A 20,561-nucleotide genomic window follows, 5' to 3' on the forward strand; every position below is an offset into this window, starting at 1 on the left:
CGCAGAGGGAGGAACATGATGGAAAGCTCGATCTACAGCGCGATGCGGGTGGGCATCGTTCATTTCAAGGCCTTCCCGGGCATCGAAACCGGGGCCGGGCCCATCGTCGAGACGCTGGAAAAGATCTGCGCCGACGAGTTCTGGACCGCCGTCGAGGTGGGCTGGATGAAGGATTACCGCGTGCGCAACACCGCGCGCCACCTGCTGGACCAAAGCCACCTGTCGGTCGCCTATGCCACCCAGCCCAAGGTGCTGAGCAACAAGTTCAACCTGAACCATTTCGATCAGGCCGAACGGGCCAAGGCCGTCGAGGCGATAAAAAGCGCCGTGGACGAGGCCCGGCAACTGGGCGCCGAGGTGGTCCGCCTCATCGCGGGCAAGGATCCGGGTGACGAAAGGCGCGAAGAGGCCAAGAAGCTGCTGATCGACTCGCTGCACCAGATCCTCGACTACGCGGCCGAGGAAAAGGACGGGCTGGCCTTCACGCTGAAAATCTTCGACCGCGGCATCGACAAGAAGAACCTGATCGGCCCGGTGGGCGACGCCGTCGACATCGCCCGCGCGATCCGCCCCGACTACCCGAATTTCGGCCTGCTGACCGACCTCAGCCATTTCCCGCTGCTGGACGAAACGCCCGAGGAAAGCATCCCGCAGATGGCCGAATGGCTGGACGCCGTCCACCTGGGCAACTGCGCCTTCCGCGACAAGTCGCACCCGGCCTATGGCGATATCCAGCCCCGCTTCGGCATCCCCGGCGGCGAGACGGATACGCCCGAGGTGGTGACGTTCTTCAGGGAACTGCGCAAGAACGGCTTCTTCGACAAGCCGGTGCGCCCGGTGGTCAGCGCCGAGGTGCGCCCGGTTCTGGCGGGCGAGGTTTCCGAGGTCATCATGGCCAACGCCAAGCGGGTGATCCGCGACGCCTGGGCGCTGTCGCAGCGGCCCGACTGACGAAAAGGCAGGTCGCCCGGGGGAGGGGTGGCCGCGCAGACTGGACCGACTGGCAGTGGAGGACTGCCGCGCGCCGCCCACCGGGTGGCATTCGAGAGGGAGGAAAACGACGATGAACACGCGGATTTTCGCATCCGTCGCGCTTGTCGCGGCGATGGCCGTGGGGATCGGGGGACAGGCGCGCGCCGAGTTCCCGGAAAAGCCGGTCGAGATGACCATCCTGTTCGGCAGCACCGCCCAGACCATCGGGCAATTGCTCGCCGACCTGATGTCCAAGCACATGCCCGAACCGGTGGTGCCGGTCTCGCGCCCCGGCGGCGGCGGCGCGGTGGGCTATCAATATGTCCACGGCATGCCCGCGGATGGCTACAATATCGTCTGGAACTCGAACTCGATCAGCACGGGCTACCACAATGGCGGTATTCCTTTCGATTTCAATGCCTTCCAGCCCATCGCCAAGATCAGCGTCGAGGTCCCGGCCTTCGCCGTGCGCGCCGATTCCGGCTGGAACTCGCTTTCCGACATGGCCGCCGACATCAAGGCCTCCGGCCAGAAACTCAAGATCGGCGCCTCGGGCAAGGGGTCCTTCACGCACCTGACGACCGAGGCGATTCTCGCCGCGATGGGCCTGTCCGACATGGCCGTGCACGTCCCCTATGACCAGGGCCGCGCGCCGGTCGAACTGATCGCGGGGCGGCTGGATGCCGCGCTGCAATGGCCGGGCCAGTTCATCTCGCACCACGAGGCGGGCACGCTGAAAATCCTGTGCGTCACCTCGGCCAAGCGGATCAGCCAGCTGCCCGACATCCCCACCTGCGCCGAAAGCGGGGCGGACGGCATGGATATCGTCATGTGGCGGGGCCTCGCCGCGCCCGCGGGCACGCCCGAGGACGTGATCGTCAAGCTGGAGGCCGCCGCCAAGGCCGCCGCCGAAAGCGACGCGTTCAAGCAGGCCGCCCAGACCATCGGATTCGAGATCGACTTCGCCGACCACGCGGCCTTTGGCGAACTGATCGCGCGCGACGACAAGGCCATCGCCGATCTGATGGGCCAGCTTGGCATGAAGGCGCAGTAACGCCATGCCCGCCCGCCCCGAGGACACCGAACGCCGCCTCGACGTCATCGCGGGCGGGCTCCTGCTGGTCTTTGCGCTGGGCTGGACGGGGGCGGTCTGGCTGACCGTGCCCGAAGGCTATGGCGTGGGCCCGCGTGCCTTTCCGTTCTGGCTGGGCGTGGCGCTGGCGGTGCTGTCGGCGCTGTTGCTGGCCAAGGGCCTGCGCGGCAGCTACGCGCCCGAGGCCCCCGACGCCGAAGACCTGCCCCGGGCGGCGGTGCCGATCCTGCTTCGGCTGGGTCTGGTGGCGGCGGTCTGCGGCATCATCGCGGGCTACGGCGTCCTCATGCAGAAGATCGGCTTCGTGCCCGCGACGGTGCTGACGGTGGCGGGCACGCTGGTCTTCGTGCTGGGCGAACGGCGTCCGCTGGTGGTGGGCGGCATGGCGCTGGGCATCGCGTTGGGCGCCTGGCTCGCCTTCGGCCAGGTCTTGGGCGCCTACATGCCGCGCGGCACCTGGATTTCACTTTTCTAGGGGCGCAAACCCGGCCCCGATCCCCGGGGCCGGCCCTTCGACGGACGGGATGGACCCAATGGACCTATTGCTTGCCGCAGCCCAGGTCGCGCTTGCGCCCGCCGCCCTTCTGGCGGTGGTGGCGGGCACGCTGCTGGGCGTGGTCTTCGGCGCGATCCCGGGGCTGACCTTCACCGTCGCCATGGCGCTGGTGGTGCCGATGTCGTTCTCGCTGGACACCGCGCCGGCCATCGGCCTGCTCTTGGGCACCTATATCGGGGGGATGACCGGCGGGTCGGTCTCGGCGATCCTGGTGGGCATTCCGGGCACGCCATCGGCGGCGGCCACCGTTCTGGACGGCTATCAACTGACCCGCCGGGGCAAGGCGTCGCTCGCACTCGGCACCGCGGTGGTGGCCTCGGCCTTCGGCGGCATCGTCAGCCTGATCGTCATGGTCGTCTCGGTCGACATGGTGGCGAAACTGGCGCTGCGGTTCGGCCCGGCGGAAACCTTCGGGCTTCTGCTTTTCGGGCTGTCCACCATCTGCGGGCTGGCGCAGAAATCCTTGGTCAAGGGGCTGATCTCGGGCATCCTCGGCCTGCTCGTCATGACCATCGGCATCGACGAGATGGAGGGCGTCCAGCGCCTGACCTTCGGCACCATCGTCCTGCAACAGGGCGTCAGCCTGCTGGTGGCGATGATCGCGCTGTTCGCGGTGCCGCACGTGATCGACGCCTTCGTGAAATACTATACCGGCGAGCGCAAGGTCGAGGCGGTGGCCGATGTCCGCGCCGAACTGCCCACCATCCGCGACATCCTGCGCGATTTCTGGTTGATGCTGCGCTGCGCGCTTCTGGGCACCGGCATCGGCGCGATCCCCGGCACCGGCGGGCCCATCGCGGCCTTCCTCGCCTATGCCCATGCCCGGAAATCGTCGAAACGCCCCGAACGCTTCGGCAAGGGCGAGATGGCCGGCGTCGTGGCCCCCGAGACCGCGAACAACGCGGTGACGGGGGGCGCGATGATCCCGCTTCTGTCGCTGGGCATCCCGGGCGACCCGGCCACCGCGATCCTTCTGTCGGGGCTCTTGATCCACGGGCTGATCCCGGGGCCGATGCTGTTTCTTCAGAACCCCGGCGAGATCTACCAGATCTACCTCGCGATCATCGTGGCCTATATCGCCGTCGTCGCGATCCAGCTTCTGGGCATCCGCTTCTTCGTGCAGGTCTTGCGCGTGCCTGCCCACCTGCTGGCGGTCGGCATCATCATCATGTGCGCCTATGGCGCCTTCGCGATCCGCAACTCGGTCTTCGACGTGGTCTCGGTCGGGGTGCTGGGGGCGATGGCCTACGGGCTGACGCGCGTCGGCATCCCGCTGACCCCGATCATCCTCGGCCTCGTCCTCGGCCCGTCGATCGAGCGTGAATTCCGCACCGCGATGATCCTGTCCGAGGGCGACCCGTCCGTTTTCGTCGCCAGCATCCCGGGGGCCGTCTTCCTGGGCCTCGCCGCGCTTGTCGTCGGCGCCCAGGTGCTGCGCGCCGCCCGCGCCACGCTTTCCGCCCGCAGAACGGAGGAGAAGTCCCGTGCTTCAGTCACCCCATCCGAATGACCGCCCCGACACACCGCTCGAGGCGCAGATGCGCGAACGCGCCCGCGCGCTGGCCGAAACCGGGGGCGTGGCGCAGGCGCTGGAGGCCGGCCGCCTGCCCGCGCAGGCCACGCTGACGCTCTCCGAAGGGCTGGTGCTTGGCCTCTTGCGCCAGGGCGTGCGCACCTTCTTCGCGATCTTCGGCCATGGCTCCACCGATCTCGGCAACGTCCTGCGCGTCTATGCCGAGGAGGGGCAGGTGAGCGTGATCCACTGCCGCAACGAGGTCGAGATGGCGCACGCCGCCACGGCGCACGCCTGGGTCTATGGCGAAACCCCCGCCGTGGTGACCTCGATCGGGCCGGGCGCGCTGCAGGCGATGGCGGGCTCGCTCGCGGCGGCGTCCAACGGGGTGGGCGTCTACCACATCTACGGCGACGAGACGACGCGGGGCGAAGGCTACAACATGCAGCAGGTGCCCAAGCCCGAACAGGGCATGTTCGGCCGGATCACCGCGCTGATGGGTCAGTCCTACACGCTCCACACGCCCGAGGCGCTGCGCGAATGCCTGCGCCGCGGCACCGCCTGCACGCACCACCCCTTCAAGGCCGGGCCGTTCTTCATCCTTCTGCCGATCAACACCCAGCCGCAGCAGGCCGAACTGAACCTCGCCACGCTGCCCGGCCGGCTGGACATGCCCCGCATGGCCCCCGCGGGCGGCAGCGGGGTGTTCGAACGGGCGGGCGCGCTGCTTGCCAAGGCCCAACGCCCGGTCATCAAGGCCGGCGGCGGCACCCGTGGCGCCCCCGCCGCGATCCGCCGTCTGGCCGAACACCTGGGCGCAGCGGTGGTGCTGTCGCCCGGCTCCACCGGCGTGTTGCCCGACGCGCATCCACAGAACATGCATGTCGGCGGCTCCAAGGGTTCGATCAGCGGCAATTTCGCGATGGAACAGGCCGACCTGGTGATCTTCGCGGGCTCGCGCGGGGTGTGCCAGGCCGATTGCTCGGGCGTGGGCTATCCCAACGCGCGCGCCGTCATCAACATCAACGGCGATCTGGACGACGTGTCCCACTATGCCAACACGAACTGCCTGCCGGGCGATGTGGGCGCGGTGGCCGAACGCCTGATCGCCGCGACCGAGCGCGCCGACCGCCCCGACTGGCTGGCCGCCTGCGCGGCGAAGAAAGCCGAATGGGCCGCCTTCAAGGCCAGCCGCCTGTCGGCCCCGCCGATGCACGACGCCGCCTTCGACCGGCCCTGCCTGACCCAGCCGGCCGCCATCGGCGCGGTCGCCCGCTTCGCCAAGGCCCACAATGCCATCAAGTTCTTCGACGCGGGCGACGTGCAGGCCAACGGCTTCCAGATCGTCGAGGATGACGCGCCCGGCGAAACCTTCACCGAAACCGGCGCCTCCTACATGGGCTTCGCGGTCTCGGCGCTGATGGGGGCGGCGGGCGCGCGCGACCCGAAATACGCCATCGCGTTTACCGGCGACGGGTCCTTCATGATGAACCCGCAGGTGCTGATCGACGCGGTGGAGCACGGGGTGAAGGGCATGATCGCGCTCTTCGACAACCGCCGGATGGCCGCGATCACCGGCCTGCAATACGCCCAATACGGCGTGGAATTCGCCACCAATGACAGCGTGGCGGTGGACTATGTGCAGATGGCCGGATCGGTCGCGGGGGTCAAGGCCGTCCATGGCGGCCACAGCCTCAGCGAGCTGGAGGCCGCGCTGAAAGCGGCCCACGCCCATGACGGCCTCTCGCTGGTGCACATCCCCGTCTACAACGGGCGCGATCCGGTCTCGGAAATGGGCGCCTATGGCAGCTGGAATGTCGGCAACTGGGTCGACGACGTCCAGTCGCGCTACCTGCAACAGAAGATCTGAGGGACACATGTATCACGACCTGGACCTGTTCATCGGCGGCGACTGGCGCGCGGCCAGCGACGGCGCGAAAAAGGGCGTCCACGACCCCGCGACCGAGGAACGGCTCGGCACCATCGCGGTGGCGACCGAGGCCGATATCGACGCGGCCCTTCAGGCGGCCAGCGACGGGTTCGCCCGGTGGCGCCAGACCGGCACATGGGACCGGGGCGCGGTGCTGCGCCGCGTGGCCGACCTGATCCGCGCCCGCACCGATGAAATCGCCACGCTGATGTCGCTGGAAACCGGCAAGCCGCTGGCCGAGGCCAAGGGCGAAACCGGCGCCGCCGCCGACCAGTTCGAATGGTATGCCGAGGAAACCAAGCGCATCTACGGCCAGATCATCGAGGCCCGCACCCCCGACTCCCGCATGGCCGTGATCTATCAACCCGTAGGCGTGGTCGCGGCCTTCAGCGCCTGGAACTTCCCCGCCCTTCTGCCCGCGCGCAAGATCGCCGCCGCGCTGGGCGCGGGCTGCGCGATCATCATCAAACCGGCGGGCGAGGCCCCGGCCTCTTGCGCCGCGCTGGTCCGTGCCTGCCACGACGCGGGCGTGCCGCCGGGCGCGGTCAACTTCCTGACCGGCAATTCGGGGATGATCGCCGAACGGCTGATCGCCTCGCCCATCGTGCGCAAGGTCTCGGTCACCGGCTCGGTCCCGGTGGGCAAGGAGATCCTGCGGCTCGCCGCCGACGGCGTGAAACGCGTCTCGATGGAACTGGGCGGCCACGGCCCCGTGCTGATCTTCGACGACGTGGACGCCGAGAAGGTCGCCGAAACCTGCGCCGCCACCAAGTTCCGCAATTGCGGCCAGGTCTGCATCTCGCCCACCCGGTTCTACGTCCACGAAAGCCAGTATGACCGCTTCTCCAAACGCTTCGCCGAGGTGGCCAACGGGCTGAAACTGGGCCGCGGGCTGGACGAGGGCGTGCAGATGGGGCCGATGGCGAATGCCCGCGGCCTGTCCACCATCCAGGACCTCGTGGCCGACGCGGTCGACAAGGGCGCCGAGATCCTCGCCGGCGGCCGCCGCCCCGAGGGCATCAACCGCGGCTTCTTCTACGCGCCGACCGTGCTGGGCCACGTCCCCGACGACGCCCGCGTGATGCACGAGGAACCCTTCGGCCCGATCGCCCCCATCACCCCTTTCCGCGACTACGACGAGGTGATGGAGCGGGCCAATTCGCTGCCCTTCGGGCTGGCGGGCTACGTCTTCTCGAACGATCTGACCACCGCCACCAAGGCCTACGAGGATCTCGAATGCGGCATGATCGGCGTGAACGAGATGCTGCTCGCCACCGCCGAGGCGCCCTTCGGCGGCATCAAGGAAAGCGGGATGGGCCGCGAGGGCGGATCGCTGGGGATCCACGACTATCTCGACCCGAAATACGTCAAGATGAAGCTCGCGCGGTAAGGGGTTATAATGAGTGACGAAACCAAGGCGCGCGGCCTCGCCCGCGGGCTGACCAACTACGGCGACCGCGATTTCTCGGTCTACCTGCGCAACTCCTTCGCAGCCTCCATGGGCTATTCCCGCGAGGTGCTGAAGAAACCCATCGTCGGCATCGCCAACAGCGCGTCGGGCTTCAACAACTGCCACCGCCATTTCCCCGAACTGATCGAGGCGGTCAAACGCGGCGTGCTGCTCGGCGGCGGGCTGCCCATCGACTTTCCCACCATCTCGCTGGGCGAGGTGTTCCTGAACCCCACCAGCCTGAAATTCCGCAACCTCATGGCCATGGACACCGAGGAGATGATCCGCGCCCAGCCGATGGATGCGGTCGTGTTGGTGGGCGGCTGCGACAAGACCGTGCCCGCGCAGCTGATGGGGGCCGCCTCCGCCGACCTTCCGGCGGTGCAACTGGTCGCCGGGCCGATGATGACCTCGCGCCATGGCAGCGAGCGGCTGGGCGCCTGCACCGATTGCCGGCGGTTCTGGGGCAAGTACCGCGCGGGCGAGATCTCGACCGAGGAGATCAACGAGATCGAGGGGCGGCTGGCCACCACCGCGGGCACCTGCGCGGTGATGGGCACGGCCTCCACCATGGCCTGCATCGCCGAAACGCTGGGCATCGCGCTGCCCGGCACCGCGGCCATTCCCGCCGTCCACGCCGACCGCCTGCGCGCGGCCGAGGCGTCCGGCCTCGCCGCCGCCCGAATGATCGACACCCCGATCCGCCCCAGCCAGGTCATCACCGAGAAATCCGTCGAGAACGCGCTGCGCGTCCTCTTGGCGCTGGGCGGCTCGACCAACGCGATCATCCACCTGACCGCCGTCGCCGGGCGGCTGGGCCTCGACATCCCTCTGGCCCGCCTCAACGAACTCTCCGACGAAACCCCCGTGCTGGTGAACCTGAAACCCGTCGGCAACCATTACATGGAGGATTTCTTCTTCGCGGGCGGGGTGGGCGCCGTCTTGCGCGAACTGAAACCGCTTCTGCATCTCGACACGCTGACCGTCACCGGCGAAACGCTGGGCGACCGGCTGGAGCAGGACCCCGGCTTTGTCGACCGCACCGTGATCGCCAGCGCCGGGGAGCCCCTCGAACCCCAGGGCGGCCTTGTCGCGCTTTTCGGCAACCTCGCGCCCCGCGGCGCGATCCTGAAACGCTCGGCCGCCGACAAAAGCCTGTTCGAACACGAGGGCAGGGCGGTGGTCTTTTCTTCGCTCGAAGACCTCGCCACCCGCATCGACGACCCCGATCTCGACATCGCACCCGACGACATCATGGTGCTGCAGAACGCAGGCCCCAAAAGTGCCTCCGGCATGCCCGAGGCGGGCTATCTGCCGATCCCGAAAAAGCTGTCCTCCAAGGGCCTCAAGGACATGATCCGCATCTCGGACGCGCGCATGTCGGGCACCGCCTTCGGCACTATCGTCCTGCATGTCGCCCCCGAGGCCGCCATCGGCGGGCCGCTGGCTCTTGTCCGCACCGGCGACCGGATTCGCCTGTCGGTGGCGAACAAGCGCATCGAACTCCTCGTCGACGAGGCCGAACTCGACCGTCGCCGCGCCGAATGGACCAGCGAGATCGTCCCCCCCGACCAGCGCCGCGGCTATGACCGGCTTTATGCCGAACACGTGCTACAGGCCGACGAGGGCTGCGATTTCACCTTTCTCAAGCCGCAACAGGGGCCCGGCACGGCGGGCTGAACGCCCGCCCGCCGCGCCCCCGCGCGGGCCGTCAACGATCTGTGGCGGAATTGTGGCGTTGTTCCGTTGGGCCCGTTTGATTAACATGTGCCATGGGGGTGTGGGCTGCCACGCCGTGGCAACGGGGTGGATCAGCCGCACGAATTGAATTTATCCGTTTGCCGGATTGTCCCACGTTGGGGGGTGGGCGCGCATGGGCGAAAGGACGGGTGCGGGGCCATCGCTGTCGGGTTCCGACGCGGTCGGGGGTGACCACGCCAGGATCGCGGAACTTCTGAACTCCGAGGCGTGGGAAAAGCGCCTCGAAGAGGCGCGCCGCCAGCGCGAGAAAGCCCTTGCCGAAAAGGCCGCTAGGGGCGTCCCATCCGCGCGCGATCCCGCCAGCGCCCCCCGGGCCGACCGCCGCGATCCGCCCGTCGCGCCCGGATCCGGCGCGGCGCGCGTCGTCGCCGCGCTGCGCGCCGCGCGCGGCGCGGGCGGGGCGCCGGGGGCGGCCCCCCTGCCGCCGATCCACGTTGCCACGCGCCGCGTGGCCCAGCCCGCGCCGGGGCCGCTTGCCGATGCCGGCCCGATGCCGAATCGGCCCTCGTCGGTGCCGCACCGCAGCCCGCCCTTGCCCTCATCGCTGCCCGAACCGTCCGGCGGCGCACCGTCTCCGCCGCGGTTGGAAACCGCGCTGGCCCGCGCGCGGGGGGGCGGGGGCAGGGGCGGGGCGCGCGAGGCGTTGCGCACGCCCCCGCGCGGGCAATGGCGCGCCTTCGTCGCCGGTGCCTTTGCGCTGGGTCTGACGGTCGGGGTGGGGGCCACCCAGCTTCCCCGCCTGTTCGATCGCGGCACCGCGGCCGATCCCGCCGCCGTCCCGCTGGCGCTTGTACCCGAGACGCCCGCCGCCGCGCCCCTGCCTGCCGGTGACCGCCCGCGGCCGGCGCGGCCCGCGCCGCTGCCCGCACCATCCCTGGCCGACAGTGGCGTCGAGGCGCTGGAGCCGCTGCGCGCTCCCGCGCCGGCCATCGCGACCGAGTTCGGCGCGCTGTCCATGCCCGTCCCGGCGGCGATGCCGGCACAGCCCGCGCCCGGCACGGCCGATGCCGCCGCCGCGCGCCCGGTCAGCGCAGATCCGGTGGTCTGGGACAGCGCGGTTCCGGCGCAGGCGGGCGGGGCGCCCGCGCCCGCGATCCCGGCCGATGGCAGCGATCCGGCGAGTGCGTCCGCCCTGGCCGCCATGACCGCCGCGGTGGCGGGGCGGCTGCCATCGGCCGAACACCGTCTGCCCGGACGCCCGGTCATGCCGGGCGTTCCCGCGCCTGCCGAACCGGCGCTGCGCCCCGCGCCGGCGCCGGCCCCGGGCGTGATCGACATCGCCGCGCCGATCCTGCCCCCGGACGCGCCGCCGGTCGACCTGACCGCGCCCGCGCCCCGGGTGACGGTCGCGCTGCCCGGCCTGCCGGCGCTACGCGCGCCGCGGCCCCAGCCGGGCCTGCCGCTGGCCGCGCCTGCGGCGCCTGCGCCGTCGCTGCCCTCGGTCTTGGCCGAACTGGCGCCCTTTGCCCTGCCGGCGGCGGCTCCGGCCGCCCCGGCGGTCCGCATCGCATCGCTCGGGGGGCGGCCGGGGCTGGCGGTGCCCGCGGCCCGGCCCGCCGTTCTGCCCCGGCTGGACAGCGACCCCGCGCCGGTCGGCCCCGCGCTGTCGGCGCCGCGCGTCGCGGCCGCGCTGGCGGTGCCTGTCCCGCCGCCCGCCGATCCCGCGCCGCGGCTGGTCGCGATGGCCGCCGCCGCCCTGCCGGCCCGGTCCGTCCCCGCCGCCCGCCCGCCGCGCCCGGCCGCCGCCGACCCGGCGCCCGCACCGCTGGCGCGCGTGGCCGCTCCGGCACCGTGGGCCGGGACCGCCGCGCCGGTGGTGCCCGGCCTCGATCCCGCGCCCGCCCTGGCCGCCCCAGACGCGGCCGGGCGGCTGCGGCTGGCGCTGGCCCTACCGGCGGCCCCCGCGCCCGGGGCCGGCATCGCGCCCGACCCACAGCCCGCCGCCGCGCCGCCCCCGCCTGCACCGCCCGGCGCCGGGGCCTTCGTCGCGCTTTACGTGCCCGACACCGTCCCGGACGAGACCGTGCAACAGATCGCCACCACGCTGTCGGGGGCCGGGTACCGGATGGCCGCGCCCGCACGGGTGCGCTTTGCCATCGGCCGCACGAACATCCGCTACTACCACCACCGCGACGCCCCGGCCGCGCGCGCGCTGGCCCGCGCGCTGGGCGCGGTCGCGCGCGATTTCACCGATGCGCGGCGCCGGCCGGCGCCCGGCCGGGTGGAACTGTGGGTCGCCGGCGACGGGCAGGGCACGGTGCGCGCGGCCAGGTCGGCCGCCCGACCCGGCACGCCCCCCACCGCGGCGGACCTGAAGACCCGGCTGATCCGGAAGCTTCGCCAGGCGAGGGCCGAATGACCGGATGCCGCAACACCAGGAACCGGCCCGTGGGGGCGGGCCGGACGACCCATTGGGGATCGAGGGGAAACCATGCCCGATAGACGACTGATGGCCATCGTGACGGGGCTGATGCTGATCATGGGCGGGCTGGGGGGCGCGCGCGCGGCCGAACCCACGCTGGAACAGCTGCGGACCATCGACCAGCTCTTGACCCGCAACGACACCCGCGCGCTGCTGTCCTTCCTGCTCGACAACCCGGACTTGCTGTCCGGCGACGACGAACTGGCGGTGGAACTGCGCCGCTTCGCCACCGAAATCAGCGGCGGCCGGCTGCGCGCCGATTACGTGCCCGCGCCGCGCTATGACGGGCAACCCCAGGTCAGCAGTTCGGCCGCGAGCGCCGCCGCCTTCCCCGGGATCTACTGATCCCGATGGCCGCCGCGTTCGACGCCACCGGGGCCCGGGGCCCGCGCCTGGCCTATGTGATCGACCCGCGCTTTGCCGGGGGAACGTCCGCGGCGGTGGCGGCCGAATTGCGCGTCGCGGCCGGGATGGGCCGGGTGACGGTCCATGCCCGCCGGTCTGCCATGTTCGGCGCCGATCACCAGGTCGCCCCCGCCCTGCGCGAGGTGCTGGACGAGCTGGGCCTGCCGCTGGTCTGGGACGCGCCCGAGATCGCGGCCGAGCTGGTGATCCTGCACAACCCCGCCTTCCTCAAGTTCCAGCCCGAATTCGGCGGCCGCATCCTGGCCCGCCACCTCGTCGTCGTCGCGCACGAGAATTTCCTGCGCCCCGGCGGGGTCGAGGGGTTCGACGTGGGCGCCTGCCTGGCCCGCATCGACCGGGCGTCGCTCGCGCTCAGGAAATCCATCGCGCCCGTCTCGGCCCATAACCGCGCCACGGTCGAAACCTGGCTGGCCGCCAATCCCGCCGCGCTGCGCTGGGACGTGCTGGACAGCGACTGGTTCAACATCTGCGACATGGCGCCCGTGCCCCCCACCGACGCCCCCCGCGACCGGCGCGGGCGCCATTCCCGCCCCGGTTTCGAGAAATTCCCCGCCCTGGCCGATCTCGACCGTTGCTTTCCCCCCCATGCCGAGGCCAACGTGATCCTCGGGGCGGACATGCTGATCGCCGCCCAGGTGGTGCGGCCGCACTGGACGATGCTGCCGTTCCGGTCGGTCGAGGTCGAGGCGTATTTCGGAATGATCGATTTCCTTGTGTATTTCACGGCGCCGACCTGGCGCGAAAGTTTCGGGCGCGTGATCGCCGAGGCGCTGGCCGCGGGCAAGGTCGTGCTGACCGATCCCGACACCGGCGCGGCCTTCGGGCCGGGCGTTCTGGCCTGCACCCCCGCCGAGGTGGACGCCGCCATCGCCCGGCTGGTCGCGGACCCGGCCGCCTACCGCGCGCAGGCGGCGCGCGGGCAGGCGGTGCTGGCGGGCTTTTCCACGGGCGAATTCGCAACCCGGCTTGCGGCGCTGATCGCCGGCGTGGCGCGGGGCCGGGCGGCATGATCCTGGTCGAGGCGGCCAGCCGCAGCCAGCGCGCCTATGACGCGCAACTGATCTTTGCCGCGCAGCTGGCCGCGCGCGGCCATCACGTGGCCATCGACGCCGCGGGGCTGCCCGCCGACCTGGACCGTGGCCGCACCTACGAGGCCGCGCCTTTCCTCGTCGACCCCGAGGACCTGGCCGTCACGGCGCTGATCCTGTTGGGCGCCGACGAGATCGAGGACCGCGTGCTGGCCGCGCTGCGCGACCGCGCGCTGGGCCCCGAGGTGCCGGTGTTGGCCACGGGGCGGTTCGCCGATCACCAGGCCTATCTGGGCGCGCGGGGCAAGATTGCCTATGCGCTGGGCCGCGAGCCGCGCGTGATCGACCTCGGCGAAAGCCAGCCGCGCCCGCTGATCGCGCGGGCGATCACGCCGCTGGTGGCCGCGCGCGCGCCGCGGCCCCGCCCGCTGGGCCGGGTGCCGATGCTGACCGTGGCGCTGGGCGGCTCCGCGCTCGATGCGCCGGGGGCGCTGGCGCGGCTGGCGCAGATGGCGGGCCGGGCCACCTTCGGCTTCCAGCTGATCGCCAATGCCGGGCAAAAGGACCTGATCAAGGCCTCGCGCTACCACGACCTGCCGGTGGTGACCTTCACCGAGCTTTCGCCGGTGACGCTGGCCGCCGGAACGGACGTGTTCGCGGTCTATGGCCAGGGCGTGCCGGGCGAACGGATGGCGGCACTGGCGACCTGCCTGATGGCCGCGGGCGGCGTGGTGATCGACTGCACCGAGGACCGGGCGTTCCTGTCCCAGGGGGCGCCGGTGCTGCGCGGCCCCGAGGATCCGGCCGCGCTCGAACCCTACCTGACCGACGCGGTCTTCGTGAACCTCGCCCAGATCGGTGCGCAGATGGCCGCCTCGCCCTGGGTCGCGGCGGCCGACATCGCGCGGCTGGAAACCGCGGCGGGGCTGGCGCCCCCGCCCGCCGCGCCCATGCTCGCCCCCGCCGCCCCGACGCGCCCCCGCCGCACGCTGTTCCTGCCGACGAACGGCGTGGGGCTGGGCCACGCCCAGCGCTGCACGGTGATCGCCGACGCCCTGCCCGAAGGCGAGACCGCCGCCTTCGCCGCCTTTCCGTCCTGCGTGCCGATGATCCAGCGCCGCGGCTATGACTGCCTGCCGCTGGTGCAGAAAAGCGAGGCTCACCCCGAGCCCTACGCCAATGACGTGCTCACCTACCTGCGGCTGGGGCGGACCCTCGCGCCCGGCGACCGGCTGGTCTTCGACGGCGGCTACGTGTTCGATTCGATCTTCCGCACGGTGCTGGAACGCGACCTGCCCGCGGTCTGGATCCGCCGCGGGCTGTGGCCGCAGGGCAGCTCCAGCGACATCGCGCTGGACCGCGAGCGCATCTTCGCCCGCGTCATCGTCCCGACCGAGGCCTTCCCCGAACTCAACGACGCCTACGGGGTCGGCCCGCGCATCCATCCGGTCGGGCCGGTGCTGCGCATGGGTCAACGTGCCGATGCCGACCGCGCCGGGCTCCGCGAACGCCTCGCCGACCGCTTCGCCCGCCCGTTCGACCGGCTGGTGATCTCGATGCTGGGGGGCGGCGTGGCCTCCGACCGCACCGCCCAGCTCCAGGCCATCGCCGGGATGCTGGCGCCCCGGCCCGATGTGCTGCACCTGGTGGTGGTCTGGCCCGGCGCCAATGTCCCGTCGGGGCTGTACGCCTGGCCCAACACCCGCGTCGTGCAGACCTTCGAGGCGCTCTCGCTCTGCCTCGCCGCCGACCTGGTGATCTCGGCCGCGGGCTACAATTCCGTGCACGAGATCCTGTATCACCGCATCCCCGCGGTGCTGATCCCGCAAAGCGCGCCCTATCTCGACGACCAGACCCGCCGCGCCCAGGCCCTGGCCGAGCGCGGCCTCGCCGAGATGATCGAAGAGGCGGACCTGATGCGGCTCGACCGGGTGCTGGCCGATTGCCTCGACGGCGGCGCGGCCGAGCGGTTCCGCACCGCCCTGGCCGCGGTCGACCTGCCCGCCCCGGGCGCGGGGCAGGCCGCCCGGCTGATCGCCGAAACCGGGGGGGACGCCTGATGGACCCGGCCTGGAGCGCCATTCTCGCCCGCATCACCCCGGCCCGCCCCGAGGACATCGACGACCTGATCCTCGATGGCCACCCCCCGCGCCCCCGCGGCAAGATGCTGGCGCCCGCGGGCCAGGTGCCGCCCTCGGCCGCGCTCTGGGCGCGCGACGCACAGGACGAGACGCTGTCGCGCATCGGCATCCGCATCACCCGGCCGCTCGCCGACCCCGCCCGCGCCGCGCTGCGCCTGGCCGCCGTGGCGGTCGAACGCCGGGTGATCCCGGTGATCCTGTCGCGCCTCGACGCCTCTGGGTTCGAACGGCTGGGCTTCCGCGTCGAACGCGTGCCCCCCGACGACGAGGCGGCGGCCCTGGCCACCGAGGCCGAGCTGAAGAAGTTCTGGAACCTCGCGATCATCGTCGACGGCCGCGATATCGACATCCTGGGCTAGGGGCGGCCGGGCGCTGGACGGGCCGCAGCGGATGGTGTTTCGTGGCGCCGCGGCGGCCATCGGCGGCCCCGCGACACGGAGACCAGACGCCATGACCGCCGACGCCCGCATCGCCGCCACCGCGACGGCCCTGGCCGCCCGCATCGCGGCGCTGTCACCAGCCGCGCCCCGACGCCTCGTGGCCATCGCGGGCCCGCCCGGGGCCGGAAAATCGACCCTGGCCGCGGCGGTCACCGCCGCGCTGGCCGCCCGCGGGGAACAGGCGGTCCTGCTGCCGATGGACGGGTTCCACCTGGACAACCGCCTGTTGGAACCGCGCGGCCTGCTGCCCCGCAAGGGCGCGCCCGAAACCTTCGACTTCGAGGGGTTCGCGGCCATGCTGACCCGCGTGCGCAGCGAGGCGCGGGTGATCCTGCCAGTGTTCGACCGCGCCCGCGACATCGCCATCGCCGGCGCCGCCGAAATCGCGCCCGAAACCCGGATCGTGGTGGTCGAGGGCAACTACCTCTGCCTCGACGAGGCCCCCTGGCGGCGCCTTTCGGCGCTCTGGGACCACTCGGTCTTCCTCGACGTGCCGCTGGCGGAACTGGAGCGCCGCCTGGTGCAGCGCTGGCTGGACCACGGGCTGGCGCCGGACGCCGCGCGCGCACGCGCGCTGGGCAACGACATCCCGAACGCGCGCCGGGTGGTGGCGGCCCGCGGCCCGGTGGATTGCGTGATCGGTCGCGACGGCACGATCCGTTGAGGTGCCCGCTTCCGGGTTTCGCCTTGGCTTCGCCAAGGCGACCGGCTGGGGGCTCCGCCCCCAGACCCCGGGGATATTTCAAGCCAGAAGAAGACCTCGCCCTTTCTTCTGGCTTGAAATATCCCGGGGGGAGTCCGAAGGACGGGGGGCAGAGCCCCCCCCGCATCGCGGCCGTCAGCGCAGCCCGTCCCGGGCGATCAGCGTGGCAAGGTCGCGGACCGCCTGGCCGCGGGCGGCAGCGATCGGGGCCGGGCCGCCGGGGGCAGCGATCGGGGCCTCGAGGGCGAAGCTGCCTGACCGGGTGCGGCGCCCGGTCTCGGGCGCCACGAAATACTGGCCCGTCAGCCGGAACCGTCCGTCCGCCTCGGCCAGCATGTCCGACACGCGGATCTCGACCGTCGCGGCGGGGCGGTCGAAGAACGGCCAGGGCTCGGCGGCGACCGTCGCCCCGGTGATCCGGCCCAGTGCGCGCGCCAGGTCGCCGGTGATCGCCCGTGTCGGATCGTCGGCCCACAGCACATCGGGTGCCGAGGCCAGGGCGCCGTCCGGCCCCCGGAAATGGATTTCCTCGGAGGCCGCGTAGGCCGGCAGCGCCACCTCGCGCAGCGCGACCGTGCCGTAGATCGATGGCACCCGTGGCCCGGCCACCTCGACCTCGGGGACGGTATAGCGGGCGGGACTGGCTGAACAGGCGGCCAGCAGGGCGGCAAGGGCAAGGGGGGCGTAGTTCATCGCTAGCGTCCGAACAGGATCGAGTTGGGGTTGCGTTCCAGCGTGCGGGCAAGCGCGCTGACAGCACGGGCGGCGCGTTCCACCTCGCGGATCGCGGGGCCGAGGTCGCGGCCCACGCCGCGGCTGGCGTCATAGCCGCGGATCGTGGCCGCCGCCTGGTCCAGCACCGCGCGGGCGCGGGCCAGCAGCGCGGGCAGGTCCTGCGCCGCGGCCGAGATGTCATCGGCGGCCGACCGCGCCGAGGCGAGCGTGGCGTTGGCGTTTTCCACCACGCCGCCCTCGCGCAATTCGGCCAGCACCGCGCGCAGTTCCTCCAGCGCCGCCGACAGGTCGGCGGGCAGGGCGCGTGCGGCATCCGTGTCGATCAGCCGGTCTGCGGCGTCGAGCAGCGCCGACAGCCGTCCGGCCAGCTCGTCCAGCGGCACGGTTTCGGCATTCGCCGCGATCCCGTTCAGCCGGTCGACCAGGCCGGGCACCCCGGCCAGTGCCGTATCGACGCCCGCCGCCGCCTCCGCCGCGGCGTCCAGCGCCGCGGTCAGCCGCCCGGCCGTGTCGCTTTCGTTCAGGCGGGCCACCAGCGTTTCCAGCTCGCCCACCGCCGCCGACAGCCGCGCGGGCAGGGCCTGGGTGTCCTCGGATCCCACCAGCCCCCGCGCCTCGCCCAGCAGCGCGCGCACCTCGCCGGGCACCGCGCGGATATCCTCGCTGCCGGTCAGGCGCGCGACGTTGTCCAGCGCGGCGATGGCGCTGTCCATCACCTGTTCGATGGGCAGGGCGTTGATCCGGTTGTACAGACCCTCGGCGGTGGCCGCGACATCGGCGATGTCGGCGGGCGCGGTGGGGATCACCGGGTTCGGCACGGCGTCGGTTTCCAGCGTGGCGGGGGCCGCGTTCGCCACCTCGACCAGTTCCACCTTCAGCCCGCCGGTCAGCAGCGAGGCCGTCACCAGCCGCGCGCGCAGCCCCTCGGCCACGCGGGATTCCAGGTAGGCCAGCGCCGCCTCGGGGCCCGCGCCGTCCTCCAGGCCCAGCTGGCCGGGCTGGATCGCCAGCGTCGCGGCCAGCCGCACCCGGTCGTCGCCGAACCGTTCGGCATCCACGATGCCGGTCAGCGCGGTTACCCGCCCCACGCGCAACCCGCCCAGGTCCACCGGCGCGTCGACGGCCAGCCCGCCCACGTTTTCCTCGAAGATCGCGGTCAGAACCAGCGTCTCGCCGGTTTCGGCGCCGAACACGCTGGCGCGCGCCGCGGCTTCGTCGGGATAGACGGTGAACAGCGCATTGGCCGACACCGGCGCGCCGCCCGACACCACCGTGCGAAAGGTGATCCCCCCCGAGACCAGCGAGGCGATGGAATCGAAATCCAGCCGCGCCCCGCCGGGCCCCAGCGAAAACCGGAACCCCGAGGTGTCCCAGAACCGCGTCGCCGACGAGATCATCCGGTCATGCGGGGCAAAGACGATGGCGCGGGCCTCGACCGTGCTGCCATCGGGCGACACCTCGGCCCGGCCGATCCGGCCGACCTCGATCCCGCGATAGATGATCGGCGCCTCTTCGGTCAGCGAGGCCATGCCCGCCGCCCGCAGCCGCAGCGTCAGCCCCGGCCGCCCCTCGCGGTTCAGCGGCGCCTGCGCCTCGGCCGCGTGGCGGGCGATGAACCCCTCGGGCGTTTCGTCCCAGATGCCCTCGATAAACGTGCCCGACAGCACGGTTTCCAGGCCCGACACGCCCTGCGGCGTCACCTCGGGGCGCACCACCCAGAACTGCGCGTCGTCATCCACGTACTCGGCCACGTCGCGGTCCAGCCGCACGCCCACCAGCACCTGTCCCAGCCCCTGGGTAAAGGCCACGCTTTCCACCAGCCCCACCGTCACGTCGCGATAGCGCAGCTCGGTTTCGCCCGCGCGGATGCCCGAGGCGGTCTGAAAGCTCAACTCCAGCAGCGGCCCGCGTTCGGCATAGCTGTTCCACGCCACCCCCAGCGCGATCACCAGCGCCGCGGCCGGGATCACCCAGACGATGGACAGCCGCTCCAAAAGGCTCTTGCGGGCGGGTTCGACGGGGGTTTCGGGCGGCATCTCGGTCATGCGGGGCGGCCCTCGGGCAGGGGCGGGGCCAGCGGCGCGGGGTCCTCGTCCCAGATCAGCCGGCTGTCGAAGGCCTGTGCCGACAGCATGGTGAAGATCACCGACAGCGCAAAGAACAGGCTGGCGGGGCCGGGGCTGACCTGCGCCACCGCGCCCAGCTGCACCAGCGAGGCCAGGATCGCCACCACGAAGACGTCGATCATCGACCAGCGCCCGATATATTCCACCACTTCATACAGTTGCTGGCGCCGGTGCCGGGGCAGGGCACTGCCGCCCCGCACGCCCAATGCCAGGCTGGCGATGGCCAGGAACTTGCCCACCGGGATCGCGACCGAGGCCACCAGGATCACCAGCGCGATACCCCAGTTGCCGTGCCGCGCCAGGTCGACGGCGCCGCCCACGATGGTGCTTTCCTGCGACAAGACCAACGTGCGGGTTTCCAGCATCGGCCACAGGTTCGCGGGCAGATAGGCGATCAGCCCCACCGCCCACCACGCCCAGACCCGTTGCAGCGCCTTGGGCTCGCGCGAATGCAGCCGGTGCCCGCAGCGCCCGCAACGCGCCGTGCCGCCGGGCCAGACCCGGGTACAGCGCGTGCAGGCCACCAGGCCCATCTCGCGCGCGGTTCTCAGCGCTCCAGCGATTTCCATACCGAATACCTGCACATGAACCCGTCCTGAACCACCACCAGCCCGACGAGGGCGGCGAACATCCAGAAGGCCGGGCCGAAATGAACCTGCGCCAGGTCCGCGATCTTGACCAGTGCCACCGCGCAGCCGATGGCAAAGATCTCGGCCATCGACCAGGGGCGCAAATCCTCGGACAACCGGAAGGCGGCGGCGGCGCGCGGCGCGGGCGGGCGGTTCGCCACGATGGGCGCCAGGACATAGATCACCAGCAGGGCGCGCAGGACGGGGATGAACACGATCAGCGCCGCGACCGCCAGCGCCAGGAACGCCGCCGGGCCTGCGGTCGCAAAGGCCAGCGCCGCGTCCAGCACCGAACTGGCATGCGCCCGCCCGCCCGCCTCGATGGCCAGGAACGGCGCCATGGTCGCCGCCACCACCAGCACGACGACGGCCAGCGCCACCGCGATCAGTTGCTGGCCCGCCCGCCGGCGCGGCGCGATCAGAACGGTTTCACAGCGCGCGCAGACCGCGCGTTCGCCGTGGCCGGGCTGCACCGCGCGATAGACCGCGTCGCAGCGCGGGCAGGCGATCAGCCCCGCCAAATCCTCCGCCGAAAGGGCGGCGGTGCGGTGGGGCGGCAGGGGGCGGGCGGCGCTCATTCTGGCGGTTTTCCGGTCGTCCGGTTGCGGGCGCGGCGCGCGGGCATGCACACCCGCG

General features: G+C 71.9%; 17 protein-coding genes. 13 read left to right on the forward strand and 4 right to left on the reverse strand.

Going from position 1 to position 20,561, the window contains the following annotated elements; genetic code table 11:
* Positions 1-18 precede the first annotated feature (18 nt).
* The 13 genes from EV662_RS08555 to EV662_RS08615 all read left to right on the forward strand — a co-directional run bounded on the left by EV662_RS08555 (position 19) and on the right by EV662_RS08615 (position 16,396).
* Positions 19-951: a sugar phosphate isomerase/epimerase family protein gene (locus EV662_RS08555; protein ID WP_132461747.1), complete on the forward strand. Its 933-nt coding sequence runs from the start codon at positions 19-21 to the stop codon at positions 949-951.
* Between the two features lie 112 nt (positions 952-1,063).
* A complete protein-coding gene (locus EV662_RS08560) occupies positions 1,064-2,026 on the forward strand; it encodes a Bug family tripartite tricarboxylate transporter substrate binding protein (RefSeq protein ID WP_132461748.1) in 963 nt (320 codons plus the stop codon).
* 4 nt (positions 2,027-2,030) lie between these two features.
* Positions 2,031-2,540, forward strand: a complete 510-nt coding sequence (locus EV662_RS08565) for a tripartite tricarboxylate transporter TctB family protein (protein ID WP_132461749.1) — start codon at positions 2,031-2,033, stop codon at positions 2,538-2,540.
* Between the two features lie 58 nt (positions 2,541-2,598).
* Positions 2,599-4,131 carry a tripartite tricarboxylate transporter permease gene (locus tag EV662_RS08570; protein WP_132461750.1) on the forward strand — a complete coding sequence of 511 codons (1,533 nt, stop codon included), beginning with the start codon at positions 2,599-2,601 and terminating at the stop codon, positions 4,129-4,131.
* Positions 4,106-6,004 (forward strand): thiamine pyrophosphate-binding protein, encoded by a 1,899-nt coding sequence (locus EV662_RS08575; RefSeq protein WP_243695808.1) that lies wholly within the window; start codon positions 4,106-4,108, stop codon positions 6,002-6,004. The genes EV662_RS08570 and EV662_RS08575 overlap by 26 nt, the downstream gene beginning before the upstream one ends.
* Before the next feature lie 7 nt (positions 6,005-6,011).
* Entirely contained in the window at positions 6,012-7,454 is a 1,443-nt protein-coding gene (locus tag EV662_RS08580) for an NAD-dependent succinate-semialdehyde dehydrogenase (protein ID WP_132461751.1), read from the forward strand.
* A 9-nt stretch (positions 7,455-7,463) separates the two neighbouring features.
* Entirely contained in the window at positions 7,464-9,194 is a 1,731-nt protein-coding gene (locus tag EV662_RS08585; RefSeq protein WP_132461752.1) for an IlvD/Edd family dehydratase, read from the forward strand.
* Between the two features lie 193 nt (positions 9,195-9,387).
* Entirely contained in the window at positions 9,388-11,634 is a 2,247-nt protein-coding gene (locus EV662_RS08590) for a hypothetical protein (protein WP_132461753.1), read from the forward strand.
* A 72-nt stretch (positions 11,635-11,706) separates the two neighbouring features.
* Entirely contained in the window at positions 11,707-12,042 is a 336-nt protein-coding gene (locus EV662_RS08595) for a hypothetical protein (protein ID WP_132461754.1), read from the forward strand.
* Positions 12,043-12,047: 5 nt separating this feature from the next.
* Positions 12,048-13,133, forward strand: coding sequence for a glycosyltransferase (locus tag EV662_RS08600; protein WP_132461755.1), 1,086 nt, complete (start codon positions 12,048-12,050; stop codon positions 13,131-13,133).
* The gene (locus EV662_RS08605; RefSeq protein WP_132461756.1) at positions 13,130-15,211 is read left to right on the forward strand and encodes a glycosyltransferase; all 2,082 of its coding nucleotides are present in this window, start codon (positions 13,130-13,132) and stop codon (positions 15,209-15,211) included. The genes EV662_RS08600 and EV662_RS08605 overlap by 4 nt, the downstream gene beginning before the upstream one ends.
* Complete coding sequence (locus EV662_RS08610) at positions 15,211-15,651, forward strand: hypothetical protein (RefSeq protein ID WP_132461757.1); 441 nt, start codon at positions 15,211-15,213, stop codon at positions 15,649-15,651. Before EV662_RS08605 ends, EV662_RS08610 begins: the two co-directional genes overlap by 1 nt.
* A 91-nt stretch (positions 15,652-15,742) precedes the next feature.
* Positions 15,743-16,396, forward strand: coding sequence for a nucleoside/nucleotide kinase family protein (locus EV662_RS08615; RefSeq protein WP_132461758.1), 654 nt, complete (start codon positions 15,743-15,745; stop codon positions 16,394-16,396).
* Between the two features lie 174 nt (positions 16,397-16,570).
* On the opposite strand, the gene EV662_RS08620 is transcribed toward EV662_RS08615, so the two are convergent.
* From EV662_RS08620 to EV662_RS08635, 4 genes are read right to left on the reverse strand one after another with little or no spacing between them, the layout of a single operon-like run.
* The gene (locus EV662_RS08620; RefSeq protein ID WP_132461759.1) at positions 16,571-17,128 is read right to left on the reverse strand and encodes a PqiC family protein; all 558 of its coding nucleotides are present in this window, start codon (positions 17,126-17,128) and stop codon (positions 16,571-16,573) included.
* Between the two features lie 2 nt (positions 17,129-17,130).
* Complete coding sequence (locus tag EV662_RS08625) at positions 17,131-19,215, reverse strand: MlaD family protein (protein ID WP_132461760.1); 2,085 nt, start codon at positions 19,213-19,215, stop codon at positions 17,131-17,133.
* Positions 19,212-19,865, reverse strand: a complete 654-nt coding sequence (locus tag EV662_RS08630; protein WP_243695809.1) for a paraquat-inducible protein A — start codon at positions 19,863-19,865, stop codon at positions 19,212-19,214. The genes EV662_RS08625 and EV662_RS08630 overlap by 4 nt, the downstream gene beginning before the upstream one ends.
* Positions 19,844-20,503, reverse strand: a complete 660-nt coding sequence (locus EV662_RS08635; RefSeq protein ID WP_132461761.1) for a paraquat-inducible protein A — start codon at positions 20,501-20,503, stop codon at positions 19,844-19,846. The genes EV662_RS08630 and EV662_RS08635 overlap by 22 nt, the downstream gene beginning before the upstream one ends.
* Between the last annotated feature and the right edge of the window lie 58 nt (positions 20,504-20,561).

Source organism: Rhodovulum marinum (genome assembly GCF_004343075.1).
In the GTDB taxonomy this organism is placed as follows: domain Bacteria; phylum Pseudomonadota; class Alphaproteobacteria; order Rhodobacterales; family Rhodobacteraceae; genus Rhodovulum; species Rhodovulum marinum.

Coding starts and splice junctions, on each gene's coding strand:
- EV662_RS08555 (WP_132461747.1), top strand. CDS start 19: ATGGAAAGCTCGATCTACAGCGCGATGCGGGTGGGCATCGTTCATTTC.
- EV662_RS08585 (WP_132461752.1), top strand. CDS start 7,464: ATGAGTGACGAAACCAAGGCGCGCGGCCTCGCCCGCGGGCTGACCAAC.
- EV662_RS08615 (WP_132461758.1), top strand. CDS start 15,743: ATGACCGCCGACGCCCGCATCGCCGCCACCGCGACGGCCCTGGCCGCC.
- EV662_RS08565 (WP_132461749.1), top strand. CDS start 2,031: ATGCCCGCCCGCCCCGAGGACACCGAACGCCGCCTCGACGTCATCGCG.
- EV662_RS08590 (WP_132461753.1), top strand. CDS start 9,388: ATGGGCGAAAGGACGGGTGCGGGGCCATCGCTGTCGGGTTCCGACGCG.
- EV662_RS08580 (WP_132461751.1), top strand. CDS start 6,012: ATGTATCACGACCTGGACCTGTTCATCGGCGGCGACTGGCGCGCGGCC.
- EV662_RS08560 (WP_132461748.1), top strand. CDS start 1,064: ATGAACACGCGGATTTTCGCATCCGTCGCGCTTGTCGCGGCGATGGCC.
- EV662_RS08630 (WP_243695809.1), bottom strand. CDS start 19,865: ATGGAAATCGCTGGAGCGCTGAGAACCGCGCGCGAGATGGGCCTGGTG.
- EV662_RS08605 (WP_132461756.1), top strand. CDS start 13,130: ATGATCCTGGTCGAGGCGGCCAGCCGCAGCCAGCGCGCCTATGACGCG.
- EV662_RS08595 (WP_132461754.1), top strand. CDS start 11,707: ATGCCCGATAGACGACTGATGGCCATCGTGACGGGGCTGATGCTGATC.
- EV662_RS08620 (WP_132461759.1), bottom strand. CDS start 17,128: ATGAACTACGCCCCCCTTGCCCTTGCCGCCCTGCTGGCCGCCTGTTCA.
- EV662_RS08625 (WP_132461760.1), bottom strand. CDS start 19,215: ATGACCGAGATGCCGCCCGAAACCCCCGTCGAACCCGCCCGCAAGAGC.
- EV662_RS08610 (WP_132461757.1), top strand. CDS start 15,211: ATGGACCCGGCCTGGAGCGCCATTCTCGCCCGCATCACCCCGGCCCGC.
- EV662_RS08600 (WP_132461755.1), top strand. CDS start 12,048: ATGGCCGCCGCGTTCGACGCCACCGGGGCCCGGGGCCCGCGCCTGGCC.
- EV662_RS08635 (WP_132461761.1), bottom strand. CDS start 20,503: ATGAGCGCCGCCCGCCCCCTGCCGCCCCACCGCACCGCCGCCCTTTCG.
- EV662_RS08570 (WP_132461750.1), top strand. CDS start 2,599: ATGGACCTATTGCTTGCCGCAGCCCAGGTCGCGCTTGCGCCCGCCGCC.